Source organism: Colwellia sp. 75C3 (assembly GCF_002836255.1).
In the GTDB taxonomy this organism is placed as follows: Bacteria; Pseudomonadota; Gammaproteobacteria; order Enterobacterales; family Alteromonadaceae; genus Colwellia.
Genome location: NZ_PJAU01000035.1, coordinates 18731 through 37417, shown reverse-complemented (window position 1 = coordinate 37417; position 18687 = coordinate 18731). Strand labels below are relative to the sequence as shown.

At 38.3% G+C, this 18687-nt stretch carries 16 protein-coding genes; 11 read left to right on the top strand and 5 right to left on the bottom strand.

What is annotated here, in order from left to right; genetic code table 11:
- Nucleotides 1–249: 249 nt before the first annotated feature.
- The gene (locus CXF85_RS08150; protein ID WP_101228039.1) at nt 250–1536 is read right to left on the bottom strand and encodes a citrate synthase; all 1287 of its coding nucleotides are present in this window, start codon (nt 1534–1536) and stop codon (nt 250–252) included.
- A gap of 553 nt (nt 1537–2089) precedes the next feature.
- Here CXF85_RS08150 and sdhC point away from each other — a divergent pair.
- From sdhC to sucD, 8 genes are all read left to right on the top strand, one after another.
- A complete protein-coding gene (gene sdhC, locus CXF85_RS08145) occupies nt 2090–2464 on the top strand; it encodes a succinate dehydrogenase, cytochrome b556 subunit (protein ID WP_101228038.1) in 375 nt (124 codons plus the stop codon).
- The gene (sdhD, locus tag CXF85_RS08140) at nt 2458–2805 is read left to right on the top strand and encodes a succinate dehydrogenase, hydrophobic membrane anchor protein (RefSeq protein WP_101228037.1); all 348 of its coding nucleotides are present in this window, start codon (nt 2458–2460) and stop codon (nt 2803–2805) included. Before sdhC ends, sdhD begins: the two co-directional genes overlap by 7 nt.
- Nucleotides 2806–4575: a succinate dehydrogenase flavoprotein subunit gene (gene sdhA, locus CXF85_RS08135; RefSeq protein ID WP_101228036.1), complete on the top strand. Its 1770-nt coding sequence runs from the start codon at nt 2806–2808 to the stop codon at nt 4573–4575.
- An 11-nt stretch (nt 4576–4586) separates the two neighbouring features.
- Nucleotides 4587–5294 (top strand): succinate dehydrogenase iron-sulfur subunit, encoded by a 708-nt coding sequence (locus tag CXF85_RS08130; RefSeq protein ID WP_101228035.1) that lies wholly within the window; start codon nt 4587–4589, stop codon nt 5292–5294.
- Between the two features lie 337 nt (nt 5295–5631).
- Complete coding sequence (gene sucA / locus CXF85_RS08125; protein WP_101228034.1) at nt 5632–8436, top strand: 2-oxoglutarate dehydrogenase E1 component; 2805 nt, start codon at nt 5632–5634, stop codon at nt 8434–8436.
- A gap of 60 nt (nt 8437–8496) precedes the next feature.
- Nucleotides 8497–9966, top strand: coding sequence for a 2-oxoglutarate dehydrogenase complex dihydrolipoyllysine-residue succinyltransferase (odhB, locus tag CXF85_RS08120; RefSeq protein ID WP_101228033.1), 1470 nt, complete (start codon nt 8497–8499; stop codon nt 9964–9966).
- Nucleotides 9967–10185: 219 nt separating this feature from the next.
- A complete protein-coding gene (gene sucC / locus CXF85_RS08115) occupies nt 10186–11352 on the top strand; it encodes an ADP-forming succinate--CoA ligase subunit beta (protein ID WP_101228032.1) in 1167 nt (388 codons plus the stop codon).
- The gene (gene sucD, locus CXF85_RS08110; RefSeq protein ID WP_101228031.1) at nt 11352–12224 is read left to right on the top strand and encodes a succinate--CoA ligase subunit alpha; all 873 of its coding nucleotides are present in this window, start codon (nt 11352–11354) and stop codon (nt 12222–12224) included. The genes sucC and sucD overlap by 1 nt, the downstream gene beginning before the upstream one ends.
- 38 nt (nt 12225–12262) lie before the next feature.
- Here sucD and CXF85_RS08105 read toward each other — a convergent pair whose 3' ends face one another.
- On the bottom strand, nt 12263–13333 hold the full coding sequence (locus CXF85_RS08105; RefSeq protein WP_101228030.1) for a DUF2971 domain-containing protein: 1071 nt from the start codon (nt 13331–13333) through the stop codon (nt 12263–12265).
- A gap of 897 nt (nt 13334–14230) precedes the next feature.
- On the opposite strand from CXF85_RS08105, the gene CXF85_RS08095 reads away from it, so the two are divergent.
- A complete protein-coding gene (locus CXF85_RS08095) occupies nt 14231–15166 on the top strand; it encodes a CPBP family intramembrane glutamic endopeptidase (protein ID WP_101228028.1) in 936 nt (311 codons plus the stop codon).
- 53 nt (nt 15167–15219) lie between these two features.
- Here CXF85_RS08095 and CXF85_RS22750 read toward each other — a convergent pair whose 3' ends face one another.
- Entirely contained in the window at nt 15220–15387 is a 168-nt protein-coding gene (locus tag CXF85_RS22750; protein WP_157829044.1) for a hypothetical protein, read from the bottom strand.
- A 163-nt stretch (nt 15388–15550) separates the two neighbouring features.
- On the opposite strand from CXF85_RS22750, the gene CXF85_RS08090 reads away from it, so the two are divergent.
- The gene (locus CXF85_RS08090; RefSeq protein WP_101228027.1) at nt 15551–16375 is read left to right on the top strand and encodes a substrate-binding periplasmic protein; all 825 of its coding nucleotides are present in this window, start codon (nt 15551–15553) and stop codon (nt 16373–16375) included.
- 198 nt (nt 16376–16573) lie between these two features.
- Entirely contained in the window at nt 16574–17299 is a 726-nt protein-coding gene (locus CXF85_RS08085; RefSeq protein ID WP_157829043.1) for a transporter substrate-binding domain-containing protein, read from the top strand.
- Between the two features lie 59 nt (nt 17300–17358).
- Here the strand turns inward: CXF85_RS08085 and CXF85_RS08080 are convergent, their stop codons facing one another.
- The gene (locus CXF85_RS08080) at nt 17359–17859 is read right to left on the bottom strand and encodes a hypothetical protein (RefSeq protein ID WP_101228025.1); all 501 of its coding nucleotides are present in this window, start codon (nt 17857–17859) and stop codon (nt 17359–17361) included.
- Nucleotides 17860–18155: 296 nt separating this feature from the next.
- Nucleotides 18156–18590, bottom strand: a complete 435-nt coding sequence (gene trxC / locus CXF85_RS08075; RefSeq protein WP_101228024.1) for a thioredoxin TrxC — start codon at nt 18588–18590, stop codon at nt 18156–18158.
- Nucleotides 18591–18687 lie beyond the last annotated feature (97 nt).

Genomic DNA, 18687 nt, shown 5'->3' with positions numbered 1-18687 from the left:
TTGAGTTTTTGTGTAAAAGGTAACATTTAAGGTCGCTATTATAACGGTTAGGTCCAGTGAGTGGAATCCAAATAGTACTTTATGGCTGAAAAAGTGTATTTTTATCTATCAATTACCCTACATCTATATTTCTTTTGCGAATGCTAAGTATAGACTCAGGTTATGACGTGGTAGGTGTTTTCCCTTATAACAGACACAAAAAAGGCAGCTAATGCTGCCTTTTTAACTTTATATTAGGTAACTAAGTCATTATCTTTCGTTCAAAGGAACAAATTCACGATCAATTTCACCGGTATATTTCTGGCGAGGACGTCCGATTTTTTGACCTGGTTGAGATAACATCTCATCCCAATGAGCAATCCAACCAACAGTTCTAGACATCGCGAAAATCACGGTGAACATGCTTGATGGAATACCAATGGCTTTCAGAATGATACCTGAGTAGAAATCTACGTTCGGGTAAAGTTTTCTTTCAATGAAGTAAGAATCTTCTAAAGCAACTTTTTCAAGCGCCATAGCAACGTCCAATAATGGGTCGCTTATGCCAAGTTCATTTAATACTTCATGACATGTTTCACGCATTACAGTCGCGCGAGGATCAAAGTTTTTATAAACACGATGACCAAAACCCATTAAACGGAAAGAGTCATCTTTGTCTTTCGCTTTTAATACGTATTCATCAACACGAGATACATCACCAATCTCTTCAAGCATTGTTAAACAAGCTTCGTTAGCGCCGCCATGTGCTGGGCCCCATAAAGATGCAACACCAGCTGCTATACAAGCATACGGGTTAGCACCAGAAGAACCAGCTAAACGTACCGTAGACGTAGAAGCATTTTGCTCATGATCTGCATGTAAAGTAAAGATTCTATCCATTGCATTAGCAACAGTAGGGCTTACGATATATTCTTCAGCAGGAACAGAGAACATCATGTGAAGGAAGTTTTCAGCGTAAGATAGCTCATTGCGTGGGTACACAAAAGGTTGACCAACACTGTATTTATAAGCCATAGCAGCAATAGTTGGCATTTTAGCAATCAACCTATGTGCACTACGCTTACGTTGTTCAGGATCAGTTATATCTAGGTCACTGTGGTAGAAAGATGACATCGCGCCAACAACACCACAAAGCATAGCCATAGGATGCGCATCAGGTAAGAAGCCATGGAAAAAATGAACTAATTTCTCATGTACCATCGTATGATTAGTAATAACAGATTTGAATTCTTCATACTGTGATTTTGTTGGTGCATCACCATTTAATAAAATGTAACAAACTTCAAGGTAATCAGCTTGTTTAGCGAGGCTATCAATTGCATAACCACGGTGTTGAAGAATACCTTTGCCACCATCAATGAAGGTGATTGATGATTCACAAGAAGACGTGGCTAAAAAGCCTGGATCATGGGTGAAGTAGCCAAGGCTACCTAAAGTTCTAATATCAATTACGTCAGTACCAGCGGTACCTTTTAAAACTGGAAATACGCCAATTTCTTTGCCATCAATACTCAGAGAGGCTTTTGATTCAGCCATAATGTTTTTTCCCCTATCAAATTATAATTAATATACATTTACTGACATTCTACTAAGTTGCTCAATACTCGTACTAAGCCTAGTGAATAAATAGTCAGTTTTTGTGATTTTTCTTGGGTTTTTTAAACTGGCGACATTCTACCCCGAAATGAATTTAAAATGTAAGAGTAATTATACTAAAGTTTAATACAACGCAAATAACTGTTTAAAAAGTAATCATAGATAATTTAGCGCTCGGTAAAATTGTAATTCCATGTTAACGATTATATAATCACTGCGTTCTGTAGCTTTTTCTGACTGTTATAAGATTTAATCTCGCTTTTGAACCTTATTACAAAATCTAACTAGAATCGCTTTATGAAGTTGGTTAGACTTGTGTGCGAATTGGTACACTTAATTAAGAAATTGTTAAAAGTTACCGTTCACTTTCGGGAGCTGCTCTTTTTATATTGATTTTTATGTTTCAATTAAGTTTAAAGTCGAGATAAGTAAAGGTAGTTCATGAGTAACAATAATAAAAGTTGAAGGCTTTCGAGCTCTTTAGGCAACAATTGTGAAAAAACAACGTCCTGTAAACCTAGATTTAACTACAATAAAGATGCATCCCGCTGCTAATGCTTCCATTTTACACCGCGTATCTGGTGTTATTATGGTTTTTGCTATTGGTATTTTATTGTTTACCCTTTCAACCTCTCTTTCTTCTGCTGAAGGATTTGCGCAAATTCAAGGTTACCTTGATGGCATCTTCTTTAAGTTCATTATGTTTGGCTGTCTTTCTGCCCTTACTTTCCATGTTTTAGCGGGTGTTCGTCACTTGTTAATGGATTTAGGTCATTTTGAAGAACTAGCTTCAGGTAATGTCACTGCCAAAGTAATCATGATTATTTGGTTAGCAGTATCAGTAGTTATAGGAGTTTGGTTATGGTAAACGTCGTCGCATCAGCAGGCCGAAATGGCGTGCATGATTTTATTCTTTTGAGAGCTAGTGCAATTATTCTTGTGCTATACACTTTACTCCTAGCAGGTTTCTTCGTAGTAACACCTAGTGTTACATATGATGTATGGCAGGGTTTCTTTGCCTGTATGAGTGTTAAAGTAGCAACAGTAATGGCGTTGTTAGCATTACTCGTTCATGCCAAAATTGGTGTGTGGCAAGTACTGTCTGATTACGTAAAACCTGCGTTTTTACGTGGTGCATTACAATTTTTCTTTTCTGTTACTTTATTAGCCTACTTAGTATTTGGCTCTTTAACCGTGTGGGGTGTATAAGTGAGCGTTCCAATTCGTGAATTTGACGCCATAGTTATTGGCGCAGGCGGTGCAGGTATGCGCGCTGCATTAGCAATTTCAGAATCAGGCAAATCTTGTGCCTTGATTTCTAAAGTATTTCCAACGCGTTCTCATACAGTATCTGCTCAAGGTGGTATTACCGTAGCTTTAGGTAATGCCCATGAAGATCATTGGGAACAGCATATGTACGATACCGTTAAAGGCAGCGATTATATCGGTGACCAAGACGCAATCGAATACATGTGTAAAACAGGCCCTGAGTCTATTATTGAATTAGAGAAAATGGGTTTACCATTCTCTCGTACCGAAGAAGGTAAAATTTACCAACGTCCTTTCGGTGGTCAATCTAAAAACTTTGGTGGCGAACAAGCTGCACGTACTGCAGCTGCTGCTGACCGTACAGGCCATGCGCTACTTCATTGTTTATATCAGCAAAACGTTAAGAACAAAACGAATGTTTTTTCTGAATGGTATGCTTTAGATTTAGTAAAAAATAGTGATGGTGCTGTAGTCGGTACAACCGCTATTTGCATTGAAACTGGCGAAATCGTTTACTTTAAAGCACGTGCTACTGTACTAGCTACTGGTGGCGCGGGTCGTATCTTTGCTTCTACAACTAATGCTCACATCAATACTGGTGATGGTGTTGGTATGTCTCTTCGTGCAGGCATACAAATGCAAGATATGGAAATGTGGCAATTCCACCCGACCGGTATAGCTGGCGCTGGTGTACTTGTTACTGAAGGTTGTCGTGGAGAAGGTGGTTACCTTCTTAACAAAGACGGCGAACGCTTCATGGAGCGTTATGCTCCAAATGCTAAAGATTTAGCGGGTCGTGATGTTGTTGCTCGTTCAATGATGACAGAGATTCGTGAAGGGCGTGGTTGTGACCACCCTCAATACGGTCCTCATATTAAGTTAAAACTTGATCACTTAGGTCGTGAAACGTTATACAAACGTTTACCGGGTGTTTGTGACTTGTCGAAAACATTTGCACACGTTGATCCAGCGGAAGAGCCTATTCCAGTTATACCTACATGTCATTACCAAATGGGTGGTGTACCTTGTAACGTTAATGGTCAAGCGCTTAACATTGGAACTGATGGTAAAGAAACTATTGTTGAAGGTTTATTTGCTGTTGGCGAAATCGCTTGTGTATCTGTTCATGGTGCAAACCGCTTAGGTGGTAATTCACTACTAGATTTAGTGGTATTTGGCCGTGCTGCAGGTAATTTCTTAGGGACTTACCTAAACGATACGCAAACTGCTCAAGAAGCTTCAGAATCTGATTTAGAAGCATCACTTGCACGTACTAATCGTTGGGAATCATCTACTAAAGGTGAAGACCCTGTACAAATCCGTAAAGATTTACAGATGTGTATGCAAATGAACTTCTCTGTATTCCGTGAAGGCGAAGCCATGGCGCAAGGCATGAAAGAGCTAACTGAAATACGTGAACGTTTAGCAAATGCTACTTTAGATGACAAGTCATCAGAATTTAACACGCAACGTATTGAGTGTTTAGAATTAGATAACTTAATGGAAACAGCTTTCTGTTCAGCTAAAGCAGCCAACTTCCGTACAGAATCTCGTGGTGCGCATGCGCGTCAAGATTTTACTGAACGTGATGATGTAAATTGGTTATGTCACTCTGTTTACACACCTGAGACTGAAGAAATGTCTAAGCGTGATGTTAATATGAAACCTGTTCACCGCGAAGCTTTCCCTCCGAAAGCACGTGTATATTAAGGAGCATTGTAATGAAACAGTTATTTTCGATTTACCGTTATAACCCTGACGTTGATAATGCGCCATACATGAAAGACTATGAGTTAGATGTGCCTGAAGGCTCTGACTTAATGGTACTTGATGCATTAATATTATTAAAAGAAAAAGATTCAAGCTTATCTTTCCGTCGCTCATGTCGTGAAGGCGTTTGTGGCTCTGATGGTTTGAACATGAATGGTAAAAATGGTTTAGCGTGTATTACGCCATTATCAGAATTGAAAGCCAAAAAAATCATTTTACGTCCACTACCAGGTTTACCTGTAGTACGTGATTTAATTATTGATATGACTCAATTTTATCAGCAATATGAAAAAATTAAGCCATACCTTATCAATGATGCACAACCAGCAGCACGTGAAAATATACAGACAATTGAAGAGCGTGATAAGTTAGACGGTCTTTACGAATGTATTTTATGTGCTTGTTGTTCAACATCATGTCCATCTTTTTGGTGGAATCCTGATAAGTTCATCGGCCCAGCAGGTTTATTACATGCATATCGTTTCTTAATCGATAGCCGTGATACTGCTACAGAAGAACGTTTAGATGGTTTACAAGATGCGTACAGTGTATTCCGCTGTCACGGTATCATGAACTGTGTTGATGTTTGTCCAAAAGGACTAAACCCAACCAAAGCCATTGGTCATATTAAATCAATGTTATTAAACCGCGCGGTTTAATTAATAATAAACTTAGCTAAAGTGTCGTTAAGTACGGCTTTAGTCTAAGTTTACTTCATTGTTTTTTATGACAGAATAAGCAGGGTATTATCTTTAAAAAAGCTAAAGAAGTGCTTTAAGCGCTTCTTATTACAAATAGCTTACTTTATTTAATACTCTGTATTTTTATATTAATTTTAAACATTGTAATAATTTTTTATCAGTAGTTTGTTTATCTTAATGCAAAAGTATTGATTTTATTCTATAAATATATACTTTAAGCAAACAGCTTAACAAATCGCAAAGAAATAGTTATTACGTTATTTTTTTTGCTACACACAAGCAAAGGAACAAGGCAATGCCAGAAGGTGTAATGAAGGCTTGGCTAGAGTCTTCCCACTTAAACGGTGGCAACATCGTTTATATAGAAGAATTGTACGAATCATACTTAGATAACTCCGCCTCTGTATCTGCAGAATGGCAGGAACTCTTTAGTCAACTCCCGAAAGTCGAAGGTAGTGAGGTTGAATACCGCCACTCTGCCATCCGTGATGAATTTAGAACGTTAGCAAAACAAGCCAATAAACAAGTGATTGTTTCTAGTGGTAGTGATGCTAAGCAAGTCAAAGTCTTACAGCTTATTAACGCGTTTAGATTCCGCGGTCATCAAAACTCTAATTTAGATCCATTAGGTTTATGGCAGCGTGATAAAGTACGTGACTTGCAACTTTCACATCACGACTTATCTGAAAACGACTTCGATAAAGAATATAACGTTGGCTCTTTTGCCATCGGTCAAGACACCATGAAATTAGGTGACTTGTATAAAGCATTAAAAAATACTTATTGTGGTTCTATTGGTGCAGAATATATGCACATGACCTCAACTGTCGAAAAACGTTGGATTCAACAACGTCTTGAGTCGGTTCAGTCTAAAGCTGCATTATCTGTTGACCAAAAAACTGAACTACTTAAAGGCTTAATCGCTGCTGATGGTTTAGAAAAATATTTGGGTGCTAAGTTCCCTGGCGCTAAACGCTTCTCTTTAGAAGGCGGTGATTCACTTGTCCCTATGCTTAAAGAATTAATCACTCGTGCTGGTACTGCTGGTACTAAAGAAGTGGTTATGGGCATGGCTCATCGTGGTCGTCTAAATGTACTTGTCAACGTTATGGGTAAAAATCCATCGAAATTATTTGATGAATTTGCCGGTAAGCATGATGAGATACTTAGCTCAGGTGATGTTAAATACCACCAAGGTTATTCTTCAGACTTCGTCACTCCAGGTGGTAATGTTCATCTAGCACTGGCATTTAATCCGTCACATCTAGAAATCGTTAACCCGGTTGTTATTGGTTCAGTACGTGCTCGTCTTGATAGACGCGACTGTAATCAAGGTGATTTAGTACTACCTATTACCATTCATGGTGATTCTGCTATTGCAGGTCAAGGTGTTGTACAAGAAACTTTCAATATGTCCCAGGCGCGCGCCTTTAAAGTAGGTGGCACGGTACGTATTGTAGTGAATAACCAAGTTGGTTTTACCACATCAGTTGCTGAAGATACTCGCTCAGGCGAATACTGTACAGAAATTGCTAAAATGGTTCAGGCACCAATCATCCATGTTAATGGTGATGATCCTGAAGCGGTTATACTAGCAACACAAATAGCACTTGATTACCGTAATGAATTTAAACGTGATGTTGTTATCGATTTAGTTTGTTATCGACGTCATGGACATAACGAAGCTGATGAGCCAAGTGCTACGCAGCCACTTATGTACAAAATTGTTAAAAAGCATCCGACACCACGTCAATTGTACGCTGATAAATTAGCGGCTGAAGGTAGTTTAACTACCGTCAAAATTGACGAGTTAACAGCCTATTACCGTAAATTACTTGATGAAGGTCAATGTACGGTTGAGCAATGGCGCCCAATGACTGAGCATTCAGTTGATTGGACACCATACTTAGGCCATGAGTGGGATGACGACTACGACAAAGAAATCTCTCTTGAGAAGCTAAAAGAATTAGCGCTTAAGTTGTCAACATACCCAGAAAGTCATCCAGTGCATTCTCGTGTTAAAAAGATTTACGATGATCGCATGAAAATGGCAACAGGCGAGAAATTGCTTGATTGGGGTATGGCTGAAAACTTAGCCTATGCATCTATTGTTGATCGTGGTGATCGTGTTCGTATTACCGGTCAAGATTCTGGTCGTGGTACATTCTTCCATCGTCATGCCGTATTGCATAACCAAGAAGATGGTAGTACTTATTTACCACTGCAAAATATCAGAGAAGGCCAAGGCCCATTTGATGTACATGATTCAGTGTTATCTGAAGTTTCTGTATTAGCTTTTGAATATGGCTATACAACGGCTGAGCCTGCAGGTTTAACTATTTGGGAAGCGCAATTTGGCGATTTTGCTAACTGTGCACAAGTAGTCTTTGATCAATTCATTAGTTCAGGTGAGCAAAAGTGGGGCCGCTTATGTGGTTTAACTATGTTGTTACCACATGGCTACGAAGGTCAGGGTCCAGAACATTCATCAGCTCGTTTAGAACGCTTCTTACAACTTTGTGCTGATCACAATATGCAAGTATGTGTGCCATCAACACCAGCGCAAGTATTTAACATGCTGCGCCGTCAGGTTGTTCGTCCTATGCGTCGTCCTCTTGTCGTTATGTCACCTAAATCATTGTTACGTCATCCATTAGCCGTTTCTTCATTAGAAGAAATGTCGACGGGTGTATTCCACAGTGTTATTGGTGAAGTTGATGAGCTTGATGCAAAAGCGGTTGAGCGCGTTGTATTTTGTAGTGGTAAGGTTTATTACGAACTACTTGATCAACGTCGTAAGAATGAACTTGATAATGTTGCTATTGTTCGTATTGAGCAACTTTATCCATTCCCTGAAAAAGAGCTTCAAGCAGTATTAAAAGAATACCAACATGTTAAGCAATTTGTTTGGTGTCAGGAAGAGCCGCAAAACCAAGGTGCTTGGTATTGTTCGCAGCATCACTTTAGAGCTGCAATTCCTGAAGGGACTTATTTGACTTATGCCGGCCGTAAGGCTTCAGCAGCACCAGCTGTTGGTTATATGTCACTTCATGTTAAAGAACAGCAAGCGCTTGTCACTCAAGCATTAACATTAGATTAACTCTTTGGTGCGCTTACTTTACTAAAAGTAAGCGCAAAAAAAGTTTGTAAGGAATAAAAAATGACAACCGAAATCAAAGTTCCGGTATTACCAGAATCAGTTGCTGATGCAACAGTGGCAACTTGGCATGTACAAGTTGGCGAAAAATTTACACGTGACCAAGTACTTGTTGATATTGAAACTGACAAAGTAGTATTAGAAGTTCCAGCAACTTGCGATGGTGTTATGACCGATATTAGCCAAGCTGATGGTGCTACTGTATTAGGCGATCAAGTAATTGGTACCTTTTCAGAAGGCAGCGAAGCAGCTCCTGCACCTGTTGCAGCAGCAAGCGCTCCAGCAGCGGCAACTGCATCTGTTAAAGTAATCGACATCGTAGTCCCTGTATTACCTGAATCAGTTGCTGATGCAACCGTTGCTACATGGCATGTAGCTGAAGGTGATACCGTATCAGTTGATCAAAACTTAGTTGATATTGAAACTGATAAAGTAGTACTAGAAGTTGTTGCTCAAGATAATGGCGTAATTGGTAAAATTATCCATGTTGAAGGCGATACTGTTTTAGGCGCTCAAAAAATTGGTGAACTTAATGCAGGCGCAACAGCGACTGCAACAGCAGCACCTGTTGAAGATGCAGTAAGCTCTGATGAAATTGCTAGCCCTTCAGTACGTCGTTTAATGACAGAAAAAGGCTTAACGGCTGCTAATGTTGTTGGTACTGGTAAAGGCGGTCGTATTTCAAAAGAAGACGTTGAAGCTGCTGCTAACAAACCTGCTGCTGCACCAAAAGCTGCAGCGCCTGTCGCTGCACCTGCACAAGAGTTAGGCGAACGTACTCAAAAACGTGTGCCAATGACACGTTTACGTAAAACGATTGCAACACGTTTATTAGAAGCGAAAAACTCTACGGCCATGCTAACTACGTTTAACGAAGTTAACATGAAGCCAATTATGGAACTTCGTAAGCAATATAAAGACTTGTTCGAAAAAACTCATGACACACGTCTAGGTTTTATGTCTTTCTACGTGAAAGCGGTTACTGAAGCATTAAAACGTTTCCCTGGTGTTAACGCTTCTATTGACGGTGATGACATTGTTTACCATAACTTCTTTGATATCTCTATCGCTGTATCTACACCGCGTGGTTTAGTTACTCCGGTATTACGTGATTCAGACCAATTAAGTATGGCTGGCATTGAAAATGGCATCCGTGAGTTAGCGATTAAAGGTCGTGACGGTAAGCTTTCAATGGCTGATATGACTGGCGGTAACTTCACTATCACTAACGGTGGTGTATTCGGTTCGTTATTATCAACGCCTATTCTTAACTTACCTCAAGCAGCGATTTTAGGTATGCATAAAATACAAGACCGCCCTATGGCAGTTGACGGTAAAGTAGAAATCTTACCTATGATGTATTTAGCATTATCTTACGATCATCGTTTAATCGATGGTAAAGAGTCAGTAGGTTTCTTAGTAACAATCAAAGAATTGTTAGAAGATCCAACTCGTCTTTTACTTGACATATAAGCTTGATATTTAAGTTTGATTTTCAAGCTTAAATGTAAGTAAATCGATAGAAAAAACACAAGGTATAAAAATTTAGTACTCGACTATAGTATTAGCTCTTATGACTACCGTCACTAGAGCTTTTGTACTATAATCGAGATACTTTTCACAGGCAGGCTTTGTGTATTTCTTAGAAATACAATCGACTGTCATTATTTACAGATAAATGGATAAAACACCATGAATTTGCATGAATACCAAGCGAAACAATTGTTCGCTGAATACGGTTTACCAGTTTCTGAAGGTTTCGCTTGCGATACTCCTCAAGAAGCTGCCGAAGCGGCTGATAAAATTGGCGGCGATATGTGGGTTGTTAAAACTCAAGTACACGCAGGCGGACGTGGTAAGGCTGGCGGTGTTAAGCTAGTTAAGTCTAAGCAAGAAATCAAAGATTTCGCTCAACATTGGTTAGGTAAGAACTTAGTTACTTATCAAACAGATGAAAAAGGTCAGCCAGTAGCTAAAATTTTAGTTGAAAGCTGTACTGACATCGCTAACGAGTTATATCTTGGCGCTGTTGTTGATCGTGCTTCTCAAAAAGTTGTTTTCATGGCATCTACCGAAGGCGGTGTTGACATTGAAAAGATCGCAGAAGAGACTCCAGAATTAATTCACCAAGCTGAGATTGATCCACTAGTTGGCGCTCAACCTTACCAAGCACGTGAATTAGGTTTTAAACTTGGTTTAAACCCTACGCAAATGAAGCAATTTGTTAAGATCTTTATGGGTCTTGCTAAAATGTTTGAAGATTGTGATTTCGCATTACTTGAAATCAACCCGTTAGTTATTACTGACGAAGGCAACCTTCATTGTTTAGACGGCAAAATTGGTATCGATGGTAATGCTATCTACCGTCAACCTAAAATGCGTGCTTTCCACGATCCATCTCAAGAAGATGAACGTGAAGCACATGCAGCACAATGGGAGCTTAACTATGTTGCTCTTGATGGTACTGTAGGTTGTATGGTTAACGGTGCAGGCCTAGCAATGGGTACTATGGATATCGTTAATTTACACGGCGGCAAGCCAGCTAACTTCCTAGATGTTGGCGGCGGTGCAAACAAAGAACGTGTTTCTGAAGCATTCAAAATCATCCTTTCTGACGATAACGTTAAAGCTGTTTTAGTTAACATCTTTGGTGGCATTGTTCGTTGTGACATGATTGCTGAAGGTATTATTGGCGCGGTTAAAGAAGTAGGCGTTAAAGTACCAGTAGTTGTACGTTTAGAAGGTACTAATGCTGAACTAGGTCGTGAAGTTCTTAAGAACTCTGGCTTAGACATCATTGCTGCTGAATCACTAACTGATGCAGCAGAAAAAGTTGTTGCCGCTGCGGAGGGCAAATAATGTCTGTATTAATTAATAAAGATACTAAAGTTATCTGTCAAGGTTTCACTGGTGGTCAAGGTACTTTCCATTCAGAACAAGCTATTGATTACGGTACACAAATGGTTGGTGGCGTAAGCCCAGGTAAAGGCGGTCAAACGCACCTTGGTTTACCAGTATTCAACACAGTACGTGAAGCAGTAGAAGCAACTGGCGCAACAGCAACAGTTATCTACGTTCCAGCTCCGTTCTGTAAAGATGCTATTTTAGAAGCTATCGATGCTGGCATCGAGCTTATCGTTACTATTACTGAAGGTATTCCAACTTTAGATATGGTTGACGTTAAAGCTAAGCTTAACCAATCTGGCGTTCGTATGATCGGTCCTAACTGTCCTGGCGTTATTACTCCAGGCGAAACTAAGATTGGTATCATGCCTGGTCACATCCATTTACCAGGTAAAGTTGGTATTGTTTCACGTTCTGGTACGTTAACGTACGAAGCCGTTAAGCAAACTACTGATTTTGGTTTTGGCCAATCTACTTGTGTAGGTATTGGTGGCGACCCTATCCCGGGTACTAACTTCATCGACGTATTGGAAATGTTCCAAAACGATCCACAAACTGAAGCAATCGTAATGATTGGTGAAATTGGCGGAACTGCTGAAGAAGAAGCTGCGGAATATATCAAAGCACACGTTACTAAACCTGTAGTATCTTACATTGCTGGTGTTACTGCACCAGAAGGTAAGCGTATGGGTCACGCTGGCGCGATTATTGCCGGTGGTAAAGGTACTGCTGAAGAGAAATTTAAAGCATTAGAAGCGGCTGGTGTTAAAACTGTTCGTTCTTTAGCTGAAATTGGCTCTGCACTTAAAGATAAAACAGGTTGGTAGGCTAACGCTTATAGCTTGTATTTCTTAATAAAAACCCGCTATCTAGCGGGTTTTTTGTATTCTTTTCTTTTTAAATCACTACTGTCATACTTTTCCATGTTATAAATTCTAATATTCAATTTATTCGTTATAGCTAAAAGTGCCTCTTGAATATCCTTATCAATATTACAACCAAAATAAAGCTCTGAAATATAATCTTTTTTGATTGGGTACTTTCCATCTCCTTTGGCATTTATTAGCCGAAATTCTTGTTCATAAGACCATGAAGGATGTTTATTAAATAACTTTCTAGATGTGTATTCCGTTCTTATGAAATCTTTTATATCTCCAGCATAATGACCAGTTCTTAATTTCTTAGGATGATGTCTGTAATCGACATCTGAGCCGGGCAAGTTACCATGGTCTTCTTTGAATTGATTATAATCATATCCGATCACTATACCTGTATGTTTCTTTGAATAGTGCGACCACATGAGAATGTTATCATAATACCGAGAAAAGCATGCCACACCTGTTTTATTTAACGTTTCGTTAAAAGCTGAAACTTTCAGTTCCAATACTTTTCTTAAAATATCAGGTTTATGATATTTTAATGTTAAATATGCTTCATTGATGTTTTTAAATCCTTTTAGAATTTCTAGTTTATCTTTATGGTATTCATAAGCAAATTTAAAATCTGTCCACTCCTCGTCAACATTCCACGATGACTCAAAGACGTCTGGTAGCTCAAAAGGATCATTGAACGATTTGGGATTTGAAAACCAAATATATGGGTCAGTAAGCATTTTTATCGCTATTTCTGAAAATTCTAGATAGTAATATAATACTTTGGGTACGGAGTTATACCTTTTAACTATCTCTATTTCACTCAACAAAGAGTTGTCACTTGTCAGTCTCGTTTTTGTTAAACTTGATGGATAGACAAGTCTATTTTTAGTACTTTCTTCCCATGTTATTTCTTCCAGTTGATCCCTAACCGAATTAGTTGCATCTATAAGAGTTTCGCAGGTTGACTTACAAACAGGGTAGTCGAGAGATTGAACTGAATACCCATCACTAGCTTCAATTTTAATTTCAACAGGGTACTTAAGCGTATGGGAATTTGTCATCGTACTTTCCGTATTGACCAAACTATAAAGTTAATAAATATATGGAGTTAAATATCTATTTTTAAAGGTTTTGTTGGCTAATAGTCAAATTAATAATGATTGTCGCGGTGGCGACGACACCCAAAGGGATACTGCCTCCGGCATCCCTCTGGACTCCCTCGGAGCTGCTAATCAAGTGTAACCCTACATTCAATGTAATATTTTCGACGTAACTGCGCTGATGGCACATCCATGTGCCGACATCGCTTTGTTCATCATCCCTGATGAACATACGTGAATATTGCCTTTCATTACGGCACTTGATTCAAGCAGACTTGCCGCTTGTTGAGGGAGTAGCTGATTACTGCTTTATTTTACTTCGCTTTTATCTTAATACGTCATTCCAGGAGTGTTTTGTCGGGAATCCAGTTCACTAAGGTCTGGATCCTCGATTAAGCCACCACGAGGATGACCGCTGTTATGTCTGCTAGCCGTGCCAAATACTACAATTACCATCTCAGCAATGAAATAACCAACTAGCAATGGCAAGCCTCGAACCGAGACATGGATGTCGAGGGTTGCCGTTATTCAGGGACGATAAATCGGCAGGTATGGTGGTTTGCGCTAGTTTGTTATTGAATGTTCTGCTGAGCTGGGCGCACTGGGGATTGGAAAGGGGAGCGGTCGTTCCCCTTTCTGTGCCGTCGCCACCGCGACAGTCAAACACCACGAGGATGACGAACGTTAGTTGGTAAAATACTCATAAGCACGCCAATTACCATCTCAGCAATGAAATGACAAACTAGTGATAACAAGCTACGACTCTAAGTATGACGTCACATGGTTATAATTTAAAACATTCAACCTTATCTAACATTATGTTAACTTGAGCTAAAAATAATATTAATTACCCATACTATGTTGTTCACACAAGACCTTTTCCCATCTATATACCCTTGGTTATTCCTAGTCATCACCTTAATTACTGCTTTTGTAAAACCTAAGTTATGGCCATTTAGCTTAGTCTGTACTTTAATTAGCGGGCTGTTTTTCAACGCGATAGATTTAGTGGGTCTTGGTATTGTTACGCTTTTACTCGGCATGTCTTATTATGCGAACATATTGTCAAATATGTTGTCAAATATGTTGTCAAATATGTTGTCTAATAAGCCATCAAACAAGCCCTCAAATAACTTGTGGCACCAAGGAGTTAAAACAGTCATTACGGGTTTAGTTATCCTTAGTTGTATTGCCTTAGCCGCCCATGTATTACCTGGCTTTAATAATCTGCAAGTATTAAGTAATGTAGAAAAAAGCGTCAACAGTATGCCTTTTTCACTGTATTTAAATTTTGATAAACCCATGATTATATTTCTGCTTCTGACGCTGTATCCAGCACTATTAATAAGTAGAAAACCGATCACTCTTTTTAAAGCACTCAATAGCTCGCAGTTAAGTGCCTTAGTTGTGTTTATTTTTATACTTATATTTAGCCTAGCCATTTTATTATCATTAATTAAATATGATCCCAAATTACCAAGCTGGTGGTGGTTGTTCGCCTTAAATAATTTGTTATTAACGTGTGTAATTGAAGAGGTTTTTTTTAGAGGATTCATTCAGCAAAAACTAACAAGCCTAATAAATCCCTTAATGGGACTTATAGTGACGAGCTTCTTATTTGGTCTTGCGCATTTTTCAGGTGGTTTTAGTTATATGCTCGTAGCTACGTTGGCTGGCTTTTTGTATGGGTTGGTTTATCTAAGCACAGGTAAAATATGGTATGCGATTTTAATCCACTTCCTTTTCAATATGGTCCATTTAGCTTTATTTACTTATCCTTTAGTTAAAGTGTAGTAAAGGTTTAGTTAAAATTTAAAGGGTAATGTCGAGTATTCAAACTAATTGATTTAATTTTTCTTAATTGACTCTTTAATAGGTTCCGCTGTTGGCTTCTTTTTTTGAAATTTAGCCAATGATTGATAACCTTTAGCGGTAGCATTATGTCCGGCAACATAACAGTTATAGCCAATAGTGCAGAAAATACAGGGTAATAATTTGAACGCTTTAGTTTCCATGACCTTCACCAAATAAAACAACAACCTTATTTACTAGACCGTACTTGTCCAATTAATATTTCCGCGGTGTAACTTAGATTGAATAGTTATAGATAAAACATAAGAAAGAAAAAATTAATAATGCTATCTTTATTTAATGTGATGTAGATATATTGGAGAGTAGGTGAAATATTTTTTATGCCTTTGTTTCATGCTTCTTAGTAGTTACAACAATAGAGCGTTCGCTTCATCAGTAGATCATGCTGCACATTTAAGTGTCTTTTCCGAAGATAGCTCAGCCGCTACATCAGCAATAAAATCTAAAAGTAACCTCCCAAATTCATCTTTAGCTAATCATTATAATTTCGCTTCAATAGAGTTATTAATAGAGCAAGAAGTGGGTCGTATTGTTCTCACGCAAATATATGAAAATATAGGTATTAATATTACCATCAGTCCCTTACCGGGTAAGCGTGCTCAGTACGTTGCTAATTCAGGTATGCAGGATGGTGAGATAATGCGTATATGGACTTATGGTGATGAAAACCCCAACACCATAAGAGTACCGACTCCCTATTATTACTTGGAAACGATGCCATTCGTTTTGAGAAAATCTGATATTGTTATTTCAGAAAAGCAAGACCTCGCAAAGTTTCGTTTAACTAAAATTCGTGGCGTGAAACACACTAATAATATTACCCAAGGACTTACTAGTATTTATGATATGAGTTCGACCAAGGATATGTTTAAACTATTACTTAGTGACAAAGTGGATGTGGTGTTAACGAATACCATTGATGGGAAGTTAGCACTTGCACGCCTAGGTTTAACTAATGTTGTCGCTATGAAAAAGCCATTAGCACGGCTATCTCTATATCATTATATTCATAAAAAACACAAAAATTTAATACCTATCATTGATAAAGAAATCCAGCGAATGACTCGGAGTGGTGCGTTAGCTCAGTTAATTTTATCGGCAGAGCAACACGTGATTGAATTAAATAGGTAAGTTTTCTAGGCTTCGAATGCTCAGTTAAGGTTATTGTCTCAATATAGGTGAAGCTAAACAGATAGTTTAGTATTAACTGTCTTCATGGTTAATCTCAAGCGTTAGGTATATGGGATATTGAATTTATATTATACTTAGTGAAACAGTATTGACATAATTTGGCGTAGAATGATAAAAGTTTTATTGCTTGTTTTTTTTATGATAAATTTTCCATCAAAGGCAACTACTTTAGAAGTTGTCTTTGAGCATAATCCGCCATTTCAAATGATTGATGAGAATGGTAACGGTTATGGTCCTGTTTATGACTTTGCAATTAAGTTAATTACCCATGCTCAGTTAGCAGTACGTTTAAACGGTAAACCCTGGGCTAGAATCATGGTCAAAGATGCTAAAAAGCCTAATACACTCATCCTATCTATTTCAAAAATACCACAACGAATACCCAACTTTATTTGGTTAACCTCGGTATATACAGGACAACCGTATATTTGGAGAAAAAGAAATGCTATTGATCCTAAAAATAAGAGTATTCAGGTTTCAATGGAAAGAAACTCGCATAGAGAAAAAAGTATAAAAGAATATTTTCATAGTGATAATGTCTTTGAGTTTTTAAACTCAACCCAAGCGTTAAACGCTCTGCTTAAGGGGCGGGTACAACGATTTGTTGCTACTACTTTCGCTGTCTCTGGTAAATTAGCTTCCTTAGGTTATGAATTAAATATTCTAGAGCAGTTATCCCTATTTGATGAGGCAGAGTTCTCTAGCCAAGGACTCTATTTAACATTAACTTTAGGCACTGATAAAGAAATTCAGCTTGCCTTAAAGCAAGCGTTAAAACACCCTGAGATTATTGAAGCCCGTAATAGTCTATTTGATAGTTTTCATAAGGAAGAGCAGGCCCTGTTAAGATCACAATCTAAATAGTCTCATAGGGATAAATGAAAATTTATAGGATTATTGATTAGCCTAGCGTTAGTTTCTTATCAATCCGTTTGTTTAGCTACTTCGCGAATATTTCTTCCTTCTTCAATTACTTTTTCGCGCATTTCAGCGAGTTTCTCTAACGCTAGTTGCTTCTCTTCAGGGCTCATATTTTCATTCTCACCAATTTCTGCCATCATAGCTTCTAGCTCTTCAAGCTTCTCACGATCGATACCTAGTCGCTTATCTAATATATTTTGCATTATTTCAGTAAACCGATTATCAACGACCGAGTTTTCAGTAGCATTACTTCCTTTTACTGGATCCCTCGCTTCACTTTTAGATAAAAGCGATCTCGCCGTTTCAGGTCTTACATAGGTAGGGGCAACTTCTTTAACCTCATTACCATTCATCATGGCTAAAGCTTTATCAGAAAAGGTCACTGTGTCTTTTTCACCAGGGATAGGTTGAACGGCAAGTGAATTATTATCAAAATTTACCACTGCAGCATTATTAGATTTGGCTAGCGCTATTTGTTGAGCGTAATTGCTGTTGATCATCATAATAAGGCTTCCCTAGCTTGGTGTTTTGAATAATGTCACTTTGATAGCATGTCTATAGCATAGGTTGTGCCATTTTTTGTGTTGCTATGAAATGAGGAAAGTTAGGTTAGGAACTTGGCTGGAGCGCTGTGATGGGGGGCTATGGAAGCGTTGACGTTTTATGTTAGCTCCATAGTAATTTAAGCGAACAGTAGGCTCTTATAAAGCGGCAACTCTTTGCCAAAGAGATAGCAGGAATGGGAAATTTAATGCCTTTACCGTAACGATGAAAAGGCAGTTATATTTCAAATAAGAACTTACTTATTTAGCTTTTGTACACACTGAACTACCCACTGCTTCATTTGCATTTCATTAAGACCACCAGAGATACGGTCAATTTCTTCACCTTGGTGAAAAAACACTAAAGTAGGTAAGCTGCGAATATTAGCATCAGCAGAAATTTTTTGAACTTGCTCTGTATTAACTTTTGCAAACAATACCGAAGGTGACGCTTGGGCTATTTTTTCATAGACAGGCGCCATACTTTGACAGGGACCGCACCAACTGGCCCAAAAATCAACAATAACGGGTAAGTCATTACGTTCTATAAAAGGATAAAAAGTATTTTGAGTTAACGTTGTTGGCTTAGGTGAGTAAACGCCTTGTTGGCATTTTCCACACTTGCCTTTGTTATAATCTTTATCATCAGGGATGCGGTTGGTGGTAAAACAGTTAGCACAAACAATATTCATAATATTCCAGTTAATAAGACAATATCTTTCAGTTGATTAATTTTACCTGATTAGTTTTAAACAGTTAATAATTATTTGAATTTCGTCATATCCGTTT

Coding starts and splice junctions, on each gene's coding strand:
- CXF85_RS08150 (WP_101228039.1), bottom strand. CDS start 1,536: ATGGCTGAATCAAAAGCCTCTCTGAGTATTGATGGCAAAGAAATTGGC.
- sdhD (WP_101228037.1), top strand. CDS start 2,458: ATGGTAAACGTCGTCGCATCAGCAGGCCGAAATGGCGTGCATGATTTT.
- CXF85_RS08130 (WP_101228035.1), top strand. CDS start 4,587: ATGAAACAGTTATTTTCGATTTACCGTTATAACCCTGACGTTGATAAT.
- sucA (WP_101228034.1), top strand. CDS start 5,632: ATGCCAGAAGGTGTAATGAAGGCTTGGCTAGAGTCTTCCCACTTAAAC.
- odhB (WP_101228033.1), top strand. CDS start 8,497: ATGACAACCGAAATCAAAGTTCCGGTATTACCAGAATCAGTTGCTGAT.
- sucC (WP_101228032.1), top strand. CDS start 10,186: ATGAATTTGCATGAATACCAAGCGAAACAATTGTTCGCTGAATACGGT.
- sucD (WP_101228031.1), top strand. CDS start 11,352: ATGTCTGTATTAATTAATAAAGATACTAAAGTTATCTGTCAAGGTTTC.
- CXF85_RS08105 (WP_101228030.1), bottom strand. CDS start 13,333: ATGACAAATTCCCATACGCTTAAGTACCCTGTTGAAATTAAAATTGAA.
- CXF85_RS08095 (WP_101228028.1), top strand. CDS start 14,231: ATGTTGTTCACACAAGACCTTTTCCCATCTATATACCCTTGGTTATTC.
- CXF85_RS22750 (WP_157829044.1), bottom strand. CDS start 15,387: ATGGAAACTAAAGCGTTCAAATTATTACCCTGTATTTTCTGCACTATT.
- CXF85_RS08085 (WP_157829043.1), top strand. CDS start 16,574: ATGATAAATTTTCCATCAAAGGCAACTACTTTAGAAGTTGTCTTTGAG.
- CXF85_RS08080 (WP_101228025.1), bottom strand. CDS start 17,859: ATGATGATCAACAGCAATTACGCTCAACAAATAGCGCTAGCCAAATCT.
- trxC (WP_101228024.1), bottom strand. CDS start 18,590: ATGAATATTGTTTGTGCTAACTGTTTTACCACCAACCGCATCCCTGAT.